Raw genomic sequence first — 17,639 nt, 5'->3', positions numbered from 1 at the left:
GTAAACTTACACAAGTTTAGACCATGAAGAGGCAATATCAAATTATGGCTGTACCAAAAATCAATATATGGTTGTAAATATCAATTTATGGATGTTTCAGCACTATTCGAACTCGTTCAGATTACTCTTTACCGAATACGTTGTTCTCTTGCTCTTGTACACGGATGAAAGTTGTACGCTTAGTTAGCTCTTTAAGCTTTGCTGCACCTACGTATGTACAAGTTGAACGTACACCACCAAGGATGTCAGAAATTGTGTTGTGAACTGAACCACGGAACGGAAGTAAAACAGTTTTACCTTCTGCAGCACGGTACTTAGCAACACCACCTGAGTGCTTGTCCATAGCCGACTGTGAAGACATGCCGTAGAACTTCATGTATTGCTTACCGTCTTGCTCTACTACTTCACCGCCTGACTCAGAGTGACCAGCTAGCATACCGCCTAGCATTACGAAGTCAGCACCGCCGCCAAACGCTTTAGATACGTCACCCGCACATGAACAGCCACCGTCACCGATGATCATGCCGCCAAGGCCGTGTGCTGCGTCGCCACATTCGATGATTGCAGAAAGTTGAGGATAACCTACACCTGTTTTAACACGAGTAGTACAAACCGAACCAGGGCCGATACCAACCTTAACGATGTCTGCGCCTGCTAGGATTAGCTCTTCAACCATGTCTCCTGTTACAACGTTACCAGCAGAGATAACTTTGTTCGGGAATTCTGCACGTACTTTTTGTACGTATTCAACTAGGTGCTCTGAGTAGCCGTTAGCGATATCAATACAGATAAATACGAAGTCTTCGCTAAGCGCCATGATTTGCTTAGTCTTCTCAAACTCAGCTTCAGATGTACCTGTTGAAACAAATACGTTGTTCAGTGTTTTCTTGTCTGCTGTTTTAGCGAACTCAGCCCACTGCTCTACTGTGTAGTGCTTGTGTACTGCAGTCATAACACCGTGCTCTGCTAGAGCAGCTGCCATTTCAAAGCTTGCTACCGAATCCATGTTAGCTGCAATTACTGGAGTACCAGACCATTGACGACCGCTATGCTTGAATGTAAAATCGCGGGTTAATTCAACTTGAGAACGGCTTTTAAGGGTAGAACGCTTCGGACGGAAGAGTACATCTTTGAAACCTAACTTAAGTTCTTGTTCGATACGCATGGTGTTTTCCTTGATTCATAAAATTATGTGTCTCTCGCGAAATGCGTAGTAAAACCGTTGGCAGACGAGTTTACTTTTCTTCGGACACAAAAAAACCGGAGCGTTGGCAGACGCTCCGGTTTTCAGCATTATAGGTCGTGATTTAGTAACAGCAAGTCTGATATTTCATTTTTTTTTATGCTATCCTCTCAAAGATTCCATATCTGGAAAAACCTCCCAAGTAGCACCTTCCTACTAAATTCTTACTAATTAATAACTTAGCTAATCAATCACGCAAACGCTGTCGATTTATTGCGCAATCGTTTTCCTCCCCTTTTCACACAATATCACCTTCAATAAGCAAATATGTGAAGAAAGTGCCTCGAATTCACATAAAAATCACACTTTTCTCCAACAAAAAAATGCTTTTTTTCTTAAATAAATTCGATTTTTTCCCTAATTTTTTCTGTTTTCGACCAAATTCGACAAACTCATGGTGCGGTTGGTTAGCATCAACTAGGAAAAGTAGAGTGATAAACACTCAATCTAGAGGCCAATACTCACTTGGGTTTGATAATTCAGCCCACACACTCTGTTAAATAGCGCCTCCAGCCTCGAACTTTATAAATCCAATTTCTATTACCCCCGTAGCATTGCCGTTCCCAAAGCGCGTTTCGTTACTCCCTCTTTCGTTCATTTAGCCTGGAACAATCTGAAAAGTGCTTAGTGAAAAAGGATTAGTTGACGTTAAAAGCTGGGGAAAAGATAAGATTTGAAGAATAGAAAGAAAAAATGGCTAAGGTGATTAACCTTAGCCATTTTTATTCACTGATTAGACTGATGCTAATATGCATATAGGAAAGCGTTGTTTGGCGAATAGAAAGATCTAGTTCTTTTGAGAGACCAACGCTTCTGCAGTCGCATCCTGAATAGACAGGAACAATGAGGTGACTTGCCCTGTTGGCGAGCGCATCGGGTTTAGCGTCACGTTCTGGTACATAAAGTCGGCTTGTTGAGTTACAGGGCGAACATTACGGCACTTAAACAGATAAGGCCTTTGTTGCCATGTAATAAAGCTGCGACAGCCTAGGTCGTAGACTGGCTTGGTTTTCAGCCTAAACCACTCTTCTGGAATTTCAGGGAACAGTTCAAAGATAGACTTACCAATAGCATCATGCGATTGCTTACCGCTATGGTGAGTCATGAAACCATTCCAGACTTGTACCTGAAAATCACGGTTAATAACCACCAGCCCCATATCAACGTTTTGAACCATGTCCACCATCCAGTGGAACTGTTCAAATTCAGCAGGAAGATTTAGCATATTAAAACTCCTCCATTAGGTAGGCCAATTTGTTGTCTAGAAGAGGCAGAGACTCATCAACAAACATAAACAGAAGGTCACAACGGATGGAAGTGCCATCGATGTTGTAGCTGACTTCGAAAGTCATGGTCTTTTTGAACGAGCCGCTGGTATTTTCGATGACCGAATCGATCGAAATATGTTGCCCAAGCAGAACAGGCGAACTCTGGAAGAAACGAACTTCAGATTGCTCCCCTAACCCGTTAAGGAATGAGCCAACGAGAATATTCGATACATCCATCAACAACTCTAGCTCTTCTAGCTGCTCGCTTTCTGTTGGCACCTTCATGAGCTTCTTAAGGTCGCTTACGCTAGAATCACTCAGTAATACTAGTGCTTCACCTGCGATGCCTTCTCCGCTGAAGCCTTGGCAAACACCCGACACTTGGTCGTTGTCGGCTAGGTCACGAAGTGCCATGTGCAATTCACTCACTTCGAAGATATTCACGTTTGGTAATGGTAAATGAACGAACACATTAAAGTGACGAGCCAGTGCATCAGCTGCACGGCCTATCGCTACGTTCGCGACTTCCATATAAATATCGCGACGGCGCAGTATTGGCAGCTCTAAAGCAGCAGGGATAACGAGTTGAGGCTGTTTTGGCGGCTCAACATGCTCACGTAAAATCGCTTTTAACGCTTCTTTATCGATCGGTTTTTGCAAAAATGCTTTAGCGCCGAGATCCATCACCTTCTGTTGCGCTTTTGGTTGGATATCACCAGAAACAACCACAACAGGTGTTGTATCACCTAAACGTTGCATCTCTTCCAATGTGCCATAGCCATCTAATTCCGGCATGGTGAGGTCGAGGAACATCAGTTTGAACTGGTTTTGAGCTAACTCTTCAAGTGCATTAAGCCCATGAACAGCAAAAGTTATATCTGCATTTAGAGAACTAGGCAGTGATCGAGCCATCTGCTTCCTTGCTAACGCAGAATCATCACATATAAGAACTGGGAACGACATAAATGCACCACTGACAAATTAAAGCTAATTCGAATGAGTGTAACAGAACATTATGGTATCAGGTACGGGGTGAATGGATTTATGTGCAGATTATTAGTAAGAATGATGAAACAAGTGGGTAAGCTATTATTTCGGATTATTCTTCATGAAAAACAATATGCTACAAAGGTAATAACCACTCTTTACTATGGAGTAACAGCACTATTTTTATTTAATGGCAGCCTTAATAAGTCAGTTTATTAAGGCTCGCTTTGCTCATGCATTTATTGGCTTTATATAACCATGATAAGAGAAACAGTGTGAAGAGCTAGAACTGATAGGTAGGCCATAAAATCAACAATGCAAAGCGGATGATCACGGCAAAAACCAACAACGCGATACCCAGACGGTACCATTTGTATTCCGCAATATTCATTGGGATACGTTTGTAGAACATAGTAATCACGCCTTTCCAGTCGCTACTGCGCCTTCCGTACTGCATCATGCTCGTCAAAACAAACAGTGCGCCAAGCACTAACATCCCTTTTTCAGCCCAGAACAATCCAACTTCCATTTGTGTATTCCTTGATAAAACGGTGAGCGACTTAAGTCATTCTAGTCACCTTTTAGCTCGGTTTCTGTAAGACCAAGGTCTAAAGCGCTTAACGGCTTACCTAGACGCAGCACTTAGCTCAACGTAGTTAGTAGCCGAACTAAACTGAACAGCGTGTTCATATCGAGTTCAGCTTACTCACCTATACTCATGTTTCCACTAACAGGAGAAACTCAATGAAATCACTGAAAAAGTCACTTTGTGTATTAACTGCTTCAGCTCTACTTGTTACCGCTCCGTTTGTGAGTGCTTCATCACCACAACAGCCGCCACAACCAGCAGTGAGCCCACTGCAAATGGTTATTGCTTCTTTAAACCTAAGCGAAGAACAACATGCGGAAGTCATCTCCCTTATTGAAGACTATCAATCTGATAGAACACAGATTGACATGGATAGTGCGATAGAACTCAAGAAGAAACAGATCAGCCTTGTGACTCAACCTGATTTCAATGAAGCCGAGATGGAGAAGATCATTGATACAGTTCAAGCAACCGAGAAGTCGATGGTGATGCAAGAGATGCGTCTTAAAAACAACATTTATAATGTGTTAACTGAAAAGCAGAAAGAGCAATTTAAGACGATGATGAAGTCAGCGCTCTCTGGTGGAAAATAGTTTGGTAGAGAGTAATTTGGTAGAAAGTAATCTGGTAATAAGTCACCTGGCAGAAAAAAGCTGCCCCTGATATTGATATTGATTCACTCCCCCAAGAATCAATTTAGATAAACAACAGCCGCAGTCGTTTGATGACTGCGGCTTTTCGTTATCAACTAACTTAAGAGTAAGCTGAACAATCTAAGTCTGGTGTCTTGCTGCTCTTGTTTAGAACGACCATCAAATGAATCAGCAGCAAAATACCTGTCACGCCTAAACCAACACCGATTCCGCCCCAGATCCCTGCCAATTCGAACTTAGGCATCAAATACCAAGCTGCAGGTAGGCCAAATACCCAATAACCAATGGCTGTCATAACGGTTGGCATAGAGACAATCTTCATCCCTCTTAGCAGGTTAATCGCCAGTAGTTGCCAAGCATCTACAATAAAGCACAACGCCACAACCCAAATAACTGACGCCAACAGTGAGGTCATCGCACCCGTGCCATCGTCCAGCTTGAAGATAGAAGCGATCATTTCAGGCCATATAATGAACACGGCAGACAGCGCTACACTCAACACCGACACCAACATAAAGCTTTGAATCGAGGTTCTTTTGATCCCTTCGTAGTTACCCGCACCAAAATCACGACCAACTAAAATCGCCGCAGCTTGCGAGAAACCGAAGTTGAAGTTCCAAGTAAAGCTTAGGCATTGCAGTAAGATTTGGTGCAGAGCTAGAGAAGCAATACTGATCGTTCCCGCCATTAAGGTGCCGCCATAAATTAAGCCGTGCTCAAGTAAGGCCGCCAAGCCGATAGGTAGACCCATTAACAACAACGGGCTCATCAGCTTAATTGAGTACTCTTCGGTATTAAGCCAAGGGGCGAACTGCTTAAACTCGTCGCGCTTGAATACCCAAACCGTGTATCCAACCATCACGATGAATGCCGCGATAGCCGTGCCTAAACCTAAGCCCGTTAAGCCCATGTCTAATTGGAAAGTTAGGAAGTAGCTGACTGGTACATTCAAAATAACTGTGATAATCGACATCACCAGAATAGAACGCACATTCCCAAACGCACTGGTTAAGCCACGCAGCACCAACAAGATCAGCGAAGGCAACATCACCCACTTCAAAGCATGCACATATTCCTTCGCTAAAGTGATCACTTCTGGCGGCTGTTTTGCTGCTTCTAATACCAACGGAGCAAACCAGAAGCTCGCCATTAAGGTCACGCTGAGCACGAACGCCAACATGGTTGCGCCTTTCACGGCCAATCTAATTTGAGTATTACCAAACTCTGGGCGTGCTACACGCTGACCATAAGCAATTGCGATCAGGTTTGCGACACAACCGACTGTGCTACTCGCAATAATAAAGATGAAGAAGTAAATAGAGGCACCTAAGCCACCAGCAGCAAGGGCTGACACGCTGATTCGCGACATCATCCAAACATCAGTAAGGACTAAAGCCATGGAGATCAGCTGTGAAATGATCAAAGGGAATGCAAGAGTGAGTATTTTTTTCATGAGCGCCTCAGTTAATTTCGCCCAAAATACGATCGATGAGGCTAGCGTTCAATTGATAAATTTGCGACTCTAACATTCCATAAACTCATGCGAACGAATTATGACCCCATATCCTAGCTTGCCATCCTCACATAATGGCTTAAAAGCCTTCGAAGCGGCTGCAAGGCTGATGAGCTTTACTCTGGCCGCCGAAGAGCTGCATGTGACACAAAGTGCGATAAGCCGACAGATCAAACTGCTTGAAGATGAGTTAAACGCATCACTGGTTATTCGTAAGCATCGAGCCATAGAATTAACGGTACAAGGTCATGATTTGTATGTGGCTTTACGAGAAAGCTACGGCAATATCGAAGCTGTTATCACCTCTTGGAGTGAGCCAAAACAAAAGCGTATCGTGATCAAAGCGACTCTGAGTTTCGCTACGCGGGTATTGATATCTAAAGTACGGGAATTAAACGAGCGTTATCAAGATTATGAGATCGTCATAGTTCCTGTGATTGAAGAAGACGAATCAATCAACAGCAGCGAATATGACCTACTGATCTTCCACACGCGCTTCAAAAAACGCTATGACAAAGCACCAGACATCACCTTCTTGCGGGAAGAGTTTATGGCACCAGTGTGTTCTACCAGTTTAACCACCAAAGACACAGACCTCGATTCGATCTTAACTATGCCACGGCTGCACCCGACCTTAGATCATCACGACTGGAAAGTGTGGTTGGCCGATGTTGAATTCCCACCGAAGAAACCCGTCAGAAATACCAGCTTCTTATCGTTAGATATGGCACTCAGTGCTTGTTTATCGGGTGAAGGGGTGACGGTCACGGATCTATTGTTAGTTCAACAAGATCTCCAACGAGGCTTCTTGTACTGCCCTAAGAATGCAAAGATCCAACACAGTGCTTGGACTTACTTCATGCACCAACGTACTCACACGCCTATTATCAACGACCTTATTGAATGGCTTAGGGAAGAGACAGCAAAAGAGATCGAGTTACTGAAAGCACTATCTCATCAGAACCATTGGTTTGGTGTAATTACCGATTAACAAGAGCGATAGACCTTAAACTCAGATACGAATAAGCCACAGCACGTGCTGCGGCTTATGATTTTTAACAGTGGTGTTCGATCTATAGAATAAGCATTAAAGCTTAAACATACGTGCGCTGCGCGGTGGTAGATTGAACGTATGGTAACGAGAAGAAATGGTTTCTGTCGCGCTGCTTAATACGTCTTTATATTGAACATGCCAATTAAACTCATGTTGGTAAGTATCAACCGTCACTCCACGCGTTTCGCCACACTTGTTAATACCAACAACGCCTTCTTTGCCACGCTTAAACAGCAAAGTACATTGGTCGCTCGAAATCATCGTCATTGATTTTCCTTGCATTGCGTTATGGAAACTCAGCATATTCTTCATACTCGAACTATTCCAAACATTGCCCCAACGACCGTTATCCTTATCTTCAGAATCCGGTAGATCATCACTGTAGATCAACGGCGTGCCGCCATCTTTGCCAAGGATGTAAGCGTAAGCAAGCTGCTCGTCTTGTGGGTCCATAATTTGGTAACGGAAGCCATCATTGGTTGGTATATCATGTGTGATAGCAAAAGTAATTGAACGGTTGTCATCGAGTGCTTGGCCGTACGCTTTTGGATCATGCAATTGGTTCAAGCCACCGCCCATAGAAAATGCAGCTCGAATCGACGCAAACAAAGGGAAATCGTACGCAGAGTGATTGGTATTGTTTAAGTAAGGTGCTAAGAAGGACTCATAGCCGCTGTTTCCTGCCCCGCCACTGGTGATCACTTCACCGAATACATGCATGTTCGCTGTAATTTCAGGCGTGAACACTTGGTCGATTTGGTACTGGCTCATGTGTTTCACTGCATCAATGCGGAAGCCTTTGATGCCCATATCCTTTAGCGCTTTCAGATATAAACGCTGCTGTGAAACCACCCAGTTATTTGGGTCGAGATCAGGCAAACCTACATCGCCATCAGCCCCACACAAACGCCAATATTGAACATGACCGGGATCGTTCCAATCTGAAATACAGCCTGCGGCATGGAAATCGTTAGCAGAAACAAAGCCTTGCGCTAGGTTGCCAAACAGAGTCTGGTCAGCATAGTAGCTTGAACGGCTCGCATAATCGTTTAGCACTTCGGTTCCCGGATAATCCAAGTCACTTCGCTTCCAGCTTTCATTCGCCATATGGTTCAGCACCACATCGGCATAAACATCAACACCCACACCTTTGAGTGCGGTAATCATTGCGGCTAAATCTTGTTTGTTGCCGAGAGGTGAATCAATGGTACGAAGGTCTTGAGGCTGGTAACGCGCCCACCATTGGCTGCCGCTAGATTTCATTGCCGGAGCAACCAGTACTTTTTTATAACCGGCTTGAGCAATTTGATTAGCGTTGGCCGTTACGTCTGAATACTTCCAATTGAAAGCATGCAAAATGGTGTCTGCATAAGTAGCTGAACTAAAAGAGCAAAGCGCGAGCGTGGATATGAGTAGGGTGTTTATTGGTTTCATAGAACATATCTCTTATTATAAATTCACGAGAATGATATGACTAAGAAAGGTAATTTAAACGACGGATAAATCAGAGTTGAATTAGCGTCACCTTCTGTTGATGTCTATTTTATAAAATTGAGTTGTAGCCGATCTTATGTGAGATAAAAACGAATCGATATGAAATGAGAATTAATTGAATCAAGTTGACCAGAGTAGGACAAAGACTTTGGTCGGCTCTTCTAAACTAAGTTATGATTCCTGTTCCCTCAACCGATTGATATTTTTATGCCCTCTTTCTCTTTTTCAATGATCCCTGTTGGGGTTAGATTCATGATCCTCTCTGCTTTTGGATTCGCACTGATGTCTGCGTGTGTGAAATACATCAGCAACTACGGCATACCTGTATTCGAAATTGTTGCAGCAAGGGCTCTGGTGTCTTTGATCATCAGTTATATCGACGTTAAGCGAAAAGGCATTTCGATCTGGGGAAATAACAAACCTTTGTTGTTTGTTCGAGGCGCAGTTGGCACAGCAGCCTTAATGTGTGTTTACTACGCTGTGACCGCCTTGCCATTAGCAGAAGCGACCATTCTACAATACGTTCACCCTGTATTTACCGCCCTACTTGGCGTGTTATTTTTGAAAGAGCGCGTCCAAAAATCGACCATGATCTGCATTGCGTTCTGCCTAGTGGGACTATTAGTAATGGTACAGCCAAGCATGAACAGCGGCGCGAGCAGTGAGTTACCGCTATTCAGCATTATGGTGGCGTTATGCGGTGCATTTGGTAGCTCAATTGCTTATGTGATTGTAAGAAAGCTTAGCCAAACTGAGGATAGCTCGGTGATCATCTTCTACTTCCCGCTGGTTGCCCTGCCAATATCGACCGCCCTTATCTGGAACGACTTTGTGTGGCCTAGCTTATTCTTAACCATAATGCTAGTTCTGGTCGGAATTTTCACACAGATAGGCCAATACGGTTTGACCAAAGCGATGCAAACTCAAGCGGCGGGCAAAGCTTCGGCTTACTCTTACGTTCAGATCGTATTCTCGGCACTGCTAGGCGTGTGGATCTTCAATGAAATCCCATCAGTTTGGACTTACCTAGGTGGTGGCCTGATTGTGACTGGCGCGCTGATTAATGTGTTTGGCAAACAACTGTTGGTGCCGTTTAAGGCTAAGTAAATAACCAAACTAAACCTCAGCTAGTCAATTGATCTAAAAAGGGCATTGCGGAATATCCCACAATGCCCTTTAAGTACTTTCTACCCTACTATCATTCTACTAACTTGTAGCATTGCGCAGCTTGGGGTCATCGCTCAGGTATTCAACGAACTCGATTTCAAAACCCGCCGGATCCACAAAGTAGACGTTCTTGCGATAAGGTTCTTCGGCACCGGGTTTGGCAATCGGAAAACCCGCATCAATAAGACGTTGAGTGACGCTTTCAATGTTATTGGTTACATAAGCAAAATGCGCGAGGCCGACAGAGTGCCCTGCTAAGTCTCTATTTTCACCTTCGCCGTGATCACTTATTGCTATGTATTGGTACTCATCGCCAAAATGCAGCCAGTTACGTGGCTTACCCGACCACTCCCCTTTTCCCTCGTCACGGACATACCAATGAGGGAATGCCGCTTTGTAGAAAACCAGCATTTCTGGGATGTCTTTTACCACTAAATTTACATGTTCAAGTTGGATCATTCTTCTCTCCTTAAAGTATTCTCGTAAGCAACGTTGCATATCCTAATACCTCAAGTTAAGTTGAGGTAAAGCACTAATTTGCATTTATTTCGAGAACGTCTTTAGAGCCCAAATTGTTCTACTTTGACTACATACAAACTTTAAGTTTAGACGACCTAATCTAATGCGATTGAACTCAACCTCAAGAGTCAGCAAACCCTTGATGTATGGCAGAGATTAGACGAGCCAACCACTTCTTCTTGCTCAATATATACACACATTAATATCCCCTTATTGACTGATACATCAAGTTACAATTCGATTTCATATTAGCCAACAACACTGATCTGGGTTAATAAACGAGTCTCACAATAACCTTACTTTCATTGCGGTCAGACAATTAATAAAAAAGGAAGTTAAAGTGAAAAAATTATTAGCACTTGGTATCGCAGCAGCAATCTCGGCTCCAGCAATAGCCGACCACAGCACAATCAATGGTATGGATTTTGGTCCACTCGCAAAATTAGTCGGCACATGGAAATCAGTCGAAACTGGTGGTGTTGATATATCTCCAGGTCAAGAAGGTACAGAGGTGGGTGCAGGTGGCCCCGCGGTAACACCATTTTATGAAGTGATGACGTTTGAGGTTGCGGCAGATGCAACCAACGCCAGCGACCAATATCTGGTTGCTCTGTACTACAAGCAAGAAGTATTCAGAAAGGCCGACGACTCTAAATTCCACGATCAACGTGGTTACTTCATCTACGACCAAAAAAATCAGGTCGTCTACAACTCTTACTGCGTACCTCGCACCACATGTGTCACCGCAGAAGGCCCTGCTGGCGATACAATGACGTTAGTTGCGTCTAAACGTGGCATCGCTGAGTCTGAATACATGACGGACAACGCAACCACCACAGGATTCACAATGAACATTAGTATTTCAGACGACACGCTGACGTACTCTCAAACAACAGGCTTAGAGATCTACGACAGCGCATTTGCTCATACAGATTCAAGTACTCTAGTTAAAGTGAAGTAAAACTAAAAAAACGCCTTTCACAGCTCTGTGAAAGGCGTTATTGATTGAGTTTATTTAAAGATAATAACAATCAGTATTTAGGTATTCCACAATCAAAAGTCCTAACGAAGTTATCGAGATTTTGAACCCGCTAAGGAAACCAGTTATTTACTACGATTGGTATCAATCGCATATTCATAACTTTAGTCACCTACTATTTCCTAAATCGCGACACACATTGGTGTATTTGAAATAGGGTCTCGAAACACGCTCGCTTTAAGATCAAATACGTTACTGAGCATGGTTTCTGTCATCACCTCATCAGGCGAGCCCTCTGCAATTAAGCATCCCTTTTCCAAAACCACTAGATGGTCGCAGTAACGACTCGCTTGATTTAGGTCATGCAACACCACAACCACCGTTTTTCCTTTAGCATTCATCTGTTGCATCAGGTTCATTAACTCCACTTGATGAGACATATCAAGGTATGTAGTCGGTTCGTCCAACATCACTACTTCCGTATCTTGTGCAATTACCATCGCAATCCATGCTCTTTGACGCTGCCCACCAGACAGTGACTCAACAGGCTTATCAGCAAACTCGAGCACACCTGTATCTCGCATTGCTTGCTCGACAATCCTTTGATCATCCTGCCCTAACCTTCCCCAATGAGAGACATAAGGCGAACGGCCATATTCGACCAATTTTCTGACCGTGATCCCCTCAGGGCTGACCAAGATTTGCGGAAGAAGTGACAACGAACGAGCGAGCGTTTTATCGCCATAGCTTGATAGCGGTTTGTCTTCAAACAACACCTCTCCAGCCACTGGCTTGTTAATTCTTACTAACGTCTTTAACAAGGTGGATTTACCGCACCCGTTAGGTCCTATCAAGGCGGTGATTTTTCCCTTAGGGATAGAAACCGACAGGTTTGGTATGATCGTTTGTTTGCCGTACGCGACGGAAAGATTCTGCGTTTTAAGCATAGTTACCAACCTCGATAACGATAGAGAAGAAAGATGAAATAAGGCGCGCCAATCACTGACGTGAGAACGCCTGCTGGCAATTCAATAGGTGGTTGTAGACCTCTAGCTAACCCATCAGCGCTGGTAACCAGAATTGCCCCCACCAGTGCAGATGCTGGGATTAACAACTTATGATTATGCCCAAACAACAAGCGTGCTAAGTGAGGTGCCAATAAACCCACAAAACTGATCGTTCCAGCAACAGAAACGCTAACACTGGCAAGCAAAACAGCGGCCAATAACGCAAGAGCCTGAATCTGTTTTGGCTTAGTACCCAATGTGGTCGCACTTTCCTCGCCAAGCCCCATCACATCTAATCGCCAAGCAAGCCATAATGCCATAGGTAACAACAAGAGCAGTACGCTCCAAATAAAGGGAACTTGCTGCCAGTTTCGCCCCCAAAGGCTGCCAGTAAGCCACACCATGGCCGTGTTGATCTCGATCGGATTGGTAACCAGCAAGAAGTCGATACAACTAGCTAGAAACGCACTCACCGCAATACCAATCAGCGCCAATTTGGCGGGTGTTGGCCTCGACCACCATGCCAATACAGCAATCAGCCCTGCAGCCAATACCCCACCGAACATAGCTACAACAGGAAGCACACTGACTGGTGCATTGGGAAACCAAACTAAACTCGCTGTCGCAGCAAGGCCAGCCCCAGCGCTAATACCCATAAGGTCAGGCGATGCTAACGGATTACGTATCACGCCTTGCACTAATACCCCAGAAAGCCCTAACCCTGCGCCCACGCTTATCGCGAGCAACATACGTGGTAGCCGATACTGATGGATAACAAAGTCGTCACTGGAAAACGCGACCAAATGTTCGATGACTTGAGGAATAGAAAGTGACGCTGCGCCGACAAACAAACCAACAGATGCCACTAATATGAGAATCCCTGATAACAAAACAATCTTAGTGTGATGGTGCATTAAGATCTCCTCGTCGCAATCAAAATAAAACAAGGTGTCCCGAGCAAAGCAGTAATAACACCAACGGGTGTTTCAGTCGGGAAAGCAATCGCTCGTGATAATGCATCTGACCAAGAGACTAATGCTGCACCAGCCAATGCGGAAATAGGAATCAGTAAATGGTAATTGTGCCCAACCATAGGTCGAACCAAATGAGGCACTAACAGTCCCACAAAACCAATAGGCCCTGCGATAGCGACGCTTGCTCCGGCAAGCAACACGATCGTCAGCCCACTAGCGAGGCGAGTAAGCCTGATGTTACTGCCCAACCCCACGGCAACTTCTTCGCCAAGTGCCAGCAAGTTGAGATTGCGAGCAAGGCTCATTGCCAACACCAAACCAATCACCGCAGGCGGCCAAAGCTGTTGCCATTGCCCATCATCCACACTAGACAGTGAGCCAGTAAGCCAATGCAAGACGCTATAAGCCATATCGTCAGCAAGGATCAGCGCCGCTCGTGTCAGTCCGAGCAATAACGCCGTAATGGCGATACCCGCAAGAACCAAACGTAACGGATGAGAACGTGCGGAGAAAAAGCCGCCCAGAAGCATCACAGCACCGCCGCTTAGCAACGCGCCAAGAACCGCATTGAGGATTGGATTCAGCTCACTAACTACCGGTATACCTATCGCAGCTAACGCCATAAAACAGGCTGCGCCAGCGTTAATGCCAAGAATCGATGGAGACGCCAGTGAGTTACGCGTTAATCCTTGCATCAATAACCCAGCGACAGACAAACTCGCACCAATCAATAGCCCCGCATAAGCTCTTGGTGCTCTAAGTGTCGCCAATATTTGATGAGTCATATTGTTTTCATCAAACGCAAACCAGTAGTTAATCAAGTCACTCAATGTTAAAGAGAAATTAGACCACCCGGTCATAGAGGCCGCGTAACCAGAAAGTGCCAAAAATGACACTAATGCAGTAAATAACGTGACTCGCCACGACAGTATTGGCCAGAATCGCTTACTTTTAGAGAACAACATCGTACTCATGATGGATCCAAGATCTGCTCAAGATTTTTCGCCATTTGTTCTGCCGCTAACATACCTCGATTCAATGACCAAAGTGCTGGTGACACTTCTACAACTTGCTGTTTTTTTGCAGAGGTTAGTACATTGAATAACGGATTTTTCTGCCAATCATCAACAATATTTGGATGAGAGTAAGCGCCAAGGAGCAACCAATCCGGATTGGTTTTCAACAACAACTCAAAGCTGGTTGGTAAATATGCCTTCTCTGTTGGCTTCACAATAGGGCTCGCAATGCCTAATGTGGTGAGCACGCCCCCTGCGTAAGATGCAGGGCTATGTAACCACATACCTTTATCCGACACGACAGCGAACTGGACGGTTTGTTTGAGCGAGAAATGACTTTTGAATTCGGCCATGGCGTGTTGATGTTGTTGAATTCGTTGTTCCATTGACGATTGCTTGTCGAGAGCGATGCCAATTTTGAGCGCAGATTCCAAATTCTCTTGATACGTCTCGCCGCGGCTTTTGAGCAGCAGCGTTGGTGCGATGCGTTGTAGATCTTGATAGACAGTACGATGACGCTCTGCATCTGCAATGATCAGGTCAGGCTTTAATACCGCAATGGCTTCTAGGCTAGGCTGAGAACGCATGCCAACTGATTCCCATGGTTGAACCAATTCACGCACCGCCGGAATCACTCGCGAAGCATCATTGTCATCGGCAACACCAACTGGAGAAACACCCACCGCAGCTAACGCATCTACAAATGAGAACTCCAACACCACAATACGCTGCGGAGTAATCGCTATCTCAAACTGACCCTGCTCATCTTGTATGACCCTGGTTTGTGATGAACTGGAGAATGACAACAAACTTAAAATCAGCAAAGCTAAGGTTATCGCTATCCTGCTGAATAAAAACGGCCTATTAAATGACAGCAGTCCATTCGGCAACTGAAATGGATTCGAAAACAAAAGGCGAGAGCTGTTTTCCATATTTAATTTTCCTTAAACGCTAGAACCGTGAAAGCCGCCAAGAGTATTGGCGACTTTTATTCATTATTACTTTCAATAAATTACGTATTAGAATTGATAATTCAGATCCAAAGTGTAAGAACGTCCTGGGGACGGATAACGACCAACTGGACTGGTATCAATACCGCGGAAGTAATAGTCTTCATCAAACAAGTTGTTCACCGCGAGGTTCATGCGCAGCTTACTGTTTTCATCCTTATACAAATCCGAACCTAGGTTAAAGTTCCAGACCATGTAGGCAGGCACTTTACCTGTCGCGCCCGTTGCATCTTCGGCACTTGTATTCGCATTGTCAGAATAAGACTCGCTGAAGTAGTAACCAGACAGAGTCGTATCTACCTTGCTAAAGGCGTAAGTCGCATCCCAACTAAATTGATGTTTAGACGTATAAGGAAGTTGATTACCTTTGTTTGCACCCTCTTCCTCTAACGTTGCATCTAAGTAGTTATAGCCAGCGCCCAAACTCAAAGCTTGCATCACTTGAGGAATATAACGACCAGAGAGTTCAACACCTTGGTGAAGGGTTTTACCAATGTTATCGAAAGTTTGGGTAGCACTTTGCCATTGCAGCTGATCTTCAAAATCAATGCGGTAAAGTGCGATGTTAAAGCTGGTTGAATCTTGGTTGTAGCGAGCACCCAACTCGTAGTTCCACGCTAGCTCACTGCCCTCTTCACCTTTGCCTCGGATGTAAGCGATTTGTGGTGCACGCAAAGATTTCTGTGCATTGGTATAACCAACCCATTGCTCTGTCAGATGGTATGCCACGGTTAAGCCCGGCAGCCATTCCGTCACTTTGTTGTCTGTGCTCTGTGCTGTACCCAGATCATCAAACGTCATATCAATCGATTCGTAACGAATACCCGGCGTAACTTTCAGTACGTCATTAAACAAACCGATTTCATTACTGATGTAACCAGCAAAAGCGTCAGTATCTAAATGCCAGTCACGTGGGGTTGTTGTAGCACCACCAGCAATTGGCGTTTGAGTCAGCTTGTAATCGATGTCTTCGTTGACATAGCGTGCCCCAACAATCACGTTTTGCGTTACGGTATTTCCGTCAAAATACATCGCGAGTTTAGGTTCAACACCATAAACAGCAAATTCACGTGGTGACGTACGAATATCGGTTGACGGCAATGCCGGGTCCGCCCAGTGACCGCCAGCGCTGTTAAAGCCCCATTGGAAGAAACGCTCAGAACGGTGGCCAAATGTCAGTATTTCTAATTCGGCGCTATCTGCAAGATTCAAATCATGCAGGTACTTCAGGCTCCAACGCGTTGAAGTGCCTTGATATTCATCGTATGGACGCTTCGACTGAGTACGATCTTTTTCGTAATCATCTGGCGGTAAAGCACCCGGCATTTGGGTGGCAGCATCATAACGTTGAACGAAAGCTTGTAGCTCTTGAGTATCGCTCAGTAACCATTGCAGTTTCGCTTGGAAGTTTTTGACATCGGTGTCGGAGTGCTCACGGAAGCTTTCCCCTTTTAAGAAGTTCCCCTCAACTTGAAGTGCCAGCGTATCGGTTAACCAGCCACCCGTACGCAGGTAAAAGTCGTTGAGCGGCGTATCGCCATCCTCGAATACAGTAAAGCGATTACTGATTTCCGTTTGCCACTCATTTGGAATAGGCTTAGTCACCAAATTGATCACGCCACCGACGTTGTTTGGCCCGTACTGCACAGCAGCGCCACCACGAACAATGTCTATTCGATCAAGCATCGACAGCGTTGCAGGGAAAATTGATTGTCCGGTATGACCATACGGCGCAAGAGTCAGTGGTACACCATCCATGAGGAATTGAGCGTGGCCACTGCGACTCGCTTTCAAACCACGCACTGAGATGTTAGGCAAAACGCCCGTGCCCGTTTCGTCTTGAACCTTAATACCCGGTACACTTTGGAAGGCCGAATCAATCGATAGTGCGCCAGTCTTTTTAATTTGTTCATTAGTTAGAACAGTACGAGCTCCCGGATACTCTTTTACATCCTCAAGTTCTGAATTACCGATCAAGCTGCCCGTCACGACAACCGTTTCCATGGTCGTCGTTTGAGGATCAGACGCGGCAAATGCGCCCATGGAAGTCACTGAAGCGATGGCCATTGCAAGGGCACTTAGACGCAACTTCTGATGTGATTGAGTACAGGGTTTACCATCCAAATTCTGGTAAGGCATGAAAATCTCCTAAGTAGGCAGGTTAGG

At 44.9% G+C, this 17,639-nt stretch carries 16 protein-coding genes; 4 read left to right on the top strand and 12 right to left on the bottom strand.

From position 1 onward, the window contains the following. Positions 1–121: 121 nt before the first annotated feature. The 4 genes from BCU34_RS18480 to BCU34_RS18465 all read right to left on the bottom strand — a co-directional run bounded on the left by BCU34_RS18480 (position 122) and on the right by BCU34_RS18465 (position 4,027). Positions 122–1,165, bottom strand: coding sequence for a GMP reductase (locus BCU34_RS18480; RefSeq protein WP_048659894.1), 1,044 nt, complete (start codon positions 1,163–1,165; stop codon positions 122–124). Positions 1,166–2,030: 865 nt separating this feature from the next. Then, positions 2,031–2,468 (bottom strand): PAS domain-containing protein, encoded by a 438-nt coding sequence (locus BCU34_RS18475; protein ID WP_048606084.1) that lies wholly within the window; start codon positions 2,466–2,468, stop codon positions 2,031–2,033. 1 nt (position 2,469) lies between these two features. Continuing rightward, positions 2,470–3,474, bottom strand: a complete 1,005-nt coding sequence (locus tag BCU34_RS18470; RefSeq protein ID WP_076654939.1) for a response regulator — start codon at positions 3,472–3,474, stop codon at positions 2,470–2,472. 307 nt (positions 3,475–3,781) lie between these two features. Beyond that, positions 3,782–4,027, bottom strand: coding sequence for a hypothetical protein (locus BCU34_RS18465; RefSeq protein WP_017630837.1), 246 nt, complete (start codon positions 4,025–4,027; stop codon positions 3,782–3,784). A 215-nt stretch (positions 4,028–4,242) separates the two neighbouring features. On the opposite strand from BCU34_RS18465, the gene BCU34_RS18460 reads away from it, so the two are divergent. Then, positions 4,243–4,680 carry a Spy/CpxP family protein refolding chaperone gene (locus BCU34_RS18460; protein WP_102479676.1) on the top strand — a complete coding sequence of 146 codons (438 nt, stop codon included), beginning with the start codon at positions 4,243–4,245 and terminating at the stop codon, positions 4,678–4,680. Between the two features lie 160 nt (positions 4,681–4,840). On the opposite strand, the gene BCU34_RS18455 is transcribed toward BCU34_RS18460, so the two are convergent. Next, positions 4,841–6,193 carry an MATE family efflux transporter gene (locus BCU34_RS18455; protein WP_102479675.1) on the bottom strand — a complete coding sequence of 451 codons (1,353 nt, stop codon included), beginning with the start codon at positions 6,191–6,193 and terminating at the stop codon, positions 4,841–4,843. Positions 6,194–6,293: 100 nt separating this feature from the next. On the opposite strand from BCU34_RS18455, the gene BCU34_RS18450 reads away from it, so the two are divergent. After that, a complete protein-coding gene (locus BCU34_RS18450) occupies positions 6,294–7,244 on the top strand; it encodes a LysR family transcriptional regulator (RefSeq protein WP_102479674.1) in 951 nt (316 codons plus the stop codon). A gap of 96 nt (positions 7,245–7,340) precedes the next feature. Here the strand turns inward: BCU34_RS18450 and BCU34_RS18445 are convergent, their stop codons facing one another. Further along, the gene (locus tag BCU34_RS18445; protein WP_102479673.1) at positions 7,341–8,741 is read right to left on the bottom strand and encodes an alpha-amylase family protein; all 1,401 of its coding nucleotides are present in this window, start codon (positions 8,739–8,741) and stop codon (positions 7,341–7,343) included. A gap of 267 nt (positions 8,742–9,008) precedes the next feature. Here BCU34_RS18445 and BCU34_RS18440 point away from each other — a divergent pair, with 267 nt between their 5' ends. Further along, positions 9,009–9,908 carry a DMT family transporter gene (locus tag BCU34_RS18440; RefSeq protein WP_102479672.1) on the top strand — a complete coding sequence of 300 codons (900 nt, stop codon included), beginning with the start codon at positions 9,009–9,011 and terminating at the stop codon, positions 9,906–9,908. A 99-nt stretch (positions 9,909–10,007) separates the two neighbouring features. On the opposite strand, the gene BCU34_RS18435 is transcribed toward BCU34_RS18440, so the two are convergent. Next, positions 10,008–10,427, bottom strand: coding sequence for a VOC family protein (locus tag BCU34_RS18435; protein ID WP_048669141.1), 420 nt, complete (start codon positions 10,425–10,427; stop codon positions 10,008–10,010). 400 nt (positions 10,428–10,827) lie between these two features. On the opposite strand from BCU34_RS18435, the gene BCU34_RS18430 reads away from it, so the two are divergent. Further along, a complete protein-coding gene (locus BCU34_RS18430; protein ID WP_102479671.1) occupies positions 10,828–11,448 on the top strand; it encodes a heme-binding beta-barrel domain-containing protein in 621 nt (206 codons plus the stop codon). Positions 11,449–11,648: 200 nt separating this feature from the next. Here BCU34_RS18430 and fecE read toward each other — a convergent pair whose 3' ends face one another. The 5 genes from fecE to BCU34_RS18405 all read right to left on the bottom strand — a co-directional run bounded on the left by fecE (position 11,649) and on the right by BCU34_RS18405 (position 17,612). Continuing rightward, the gene (fecE, locus tag BCU34_RS18425) at positions 11,649–12,413 is read right to left on the bottom strand and encodes a Fe(3+) dicitrate ABC transporter ATP-binding protein FecE (protein ID WP_102479670.1); all 765 of its coding nucleotides are present in this window, start codon (positions 12,411–12,413) and stop codon (positions 11,649–11,651) included. A gap of 2 nt (positions 12,414–12,415) precedes the next feature. Further along, complete coding sequence (locus tag BCU34_RS18420; RefSeq protein WP_102297544.1) at positions 12,416–13,387, bottom strand: FecCD family ABC transporter permease; 972 nt, start codon at positions 13,385–13,387, stop codon at positions 12,416–12,418. Next, entirely contained in the window at positions 13,387–14,421 is a 1,035-nt protein-coding gene (locus tag BCU34_RS18415; protein ID WP_102479669.1) for a FecCD family ABC transporter permease, read from the bottom strand. The genes BCU34_RS18420 and BCU34_RS18415 overlap by 1 nt, the downstream gene beginning before the upstream one ends. Then, positions 14,418–15,395: a Fe(3+) dicitrate ABC transporter substrate-binding protein gene (locus BCU34_RS18410; RefSeq protein ID WP_102479668.1), complete on the bottom strand. Its 978-nt coding sequence runs from the start codon at positions 15,393–15,395 to the stop codon at positions 14,418–14,420. The genes BCU34_RS18415 and BCU34_RS18410 overlap by 4 nt, the downstream gene beginning before the upstream one ends. An 87-nt stretch (positions 15,396–15,482) precedes the next feature. Next, positions 15,483–17,612: a TonB-dependent receptor family protein gene (locus BCU34_RS18405; RefSeq protein ID WP_102479667.1), complete on the bottom strand. Its 2,130-nt coding sequence runs from the start codon at positions 17,610–17,612 to the stop codon at positions 15,483–15,485. Positions 17,613–17,639: the final 27 nt, after the last annotated feature.

The organism is Vibrio sp. 10N.286.45.E10, assembly GCF_002874195.2.
Taxonomy (GTDB): Bacteria; Pseudomonadota; Gammaproteobacteria; order Enterobacterales; family Vibrionaceae; genus Vibrio; species Vibrio crassostreae.
This window is presented reverse-complemented; position numbering and strand designations above follow the sequence as displayed.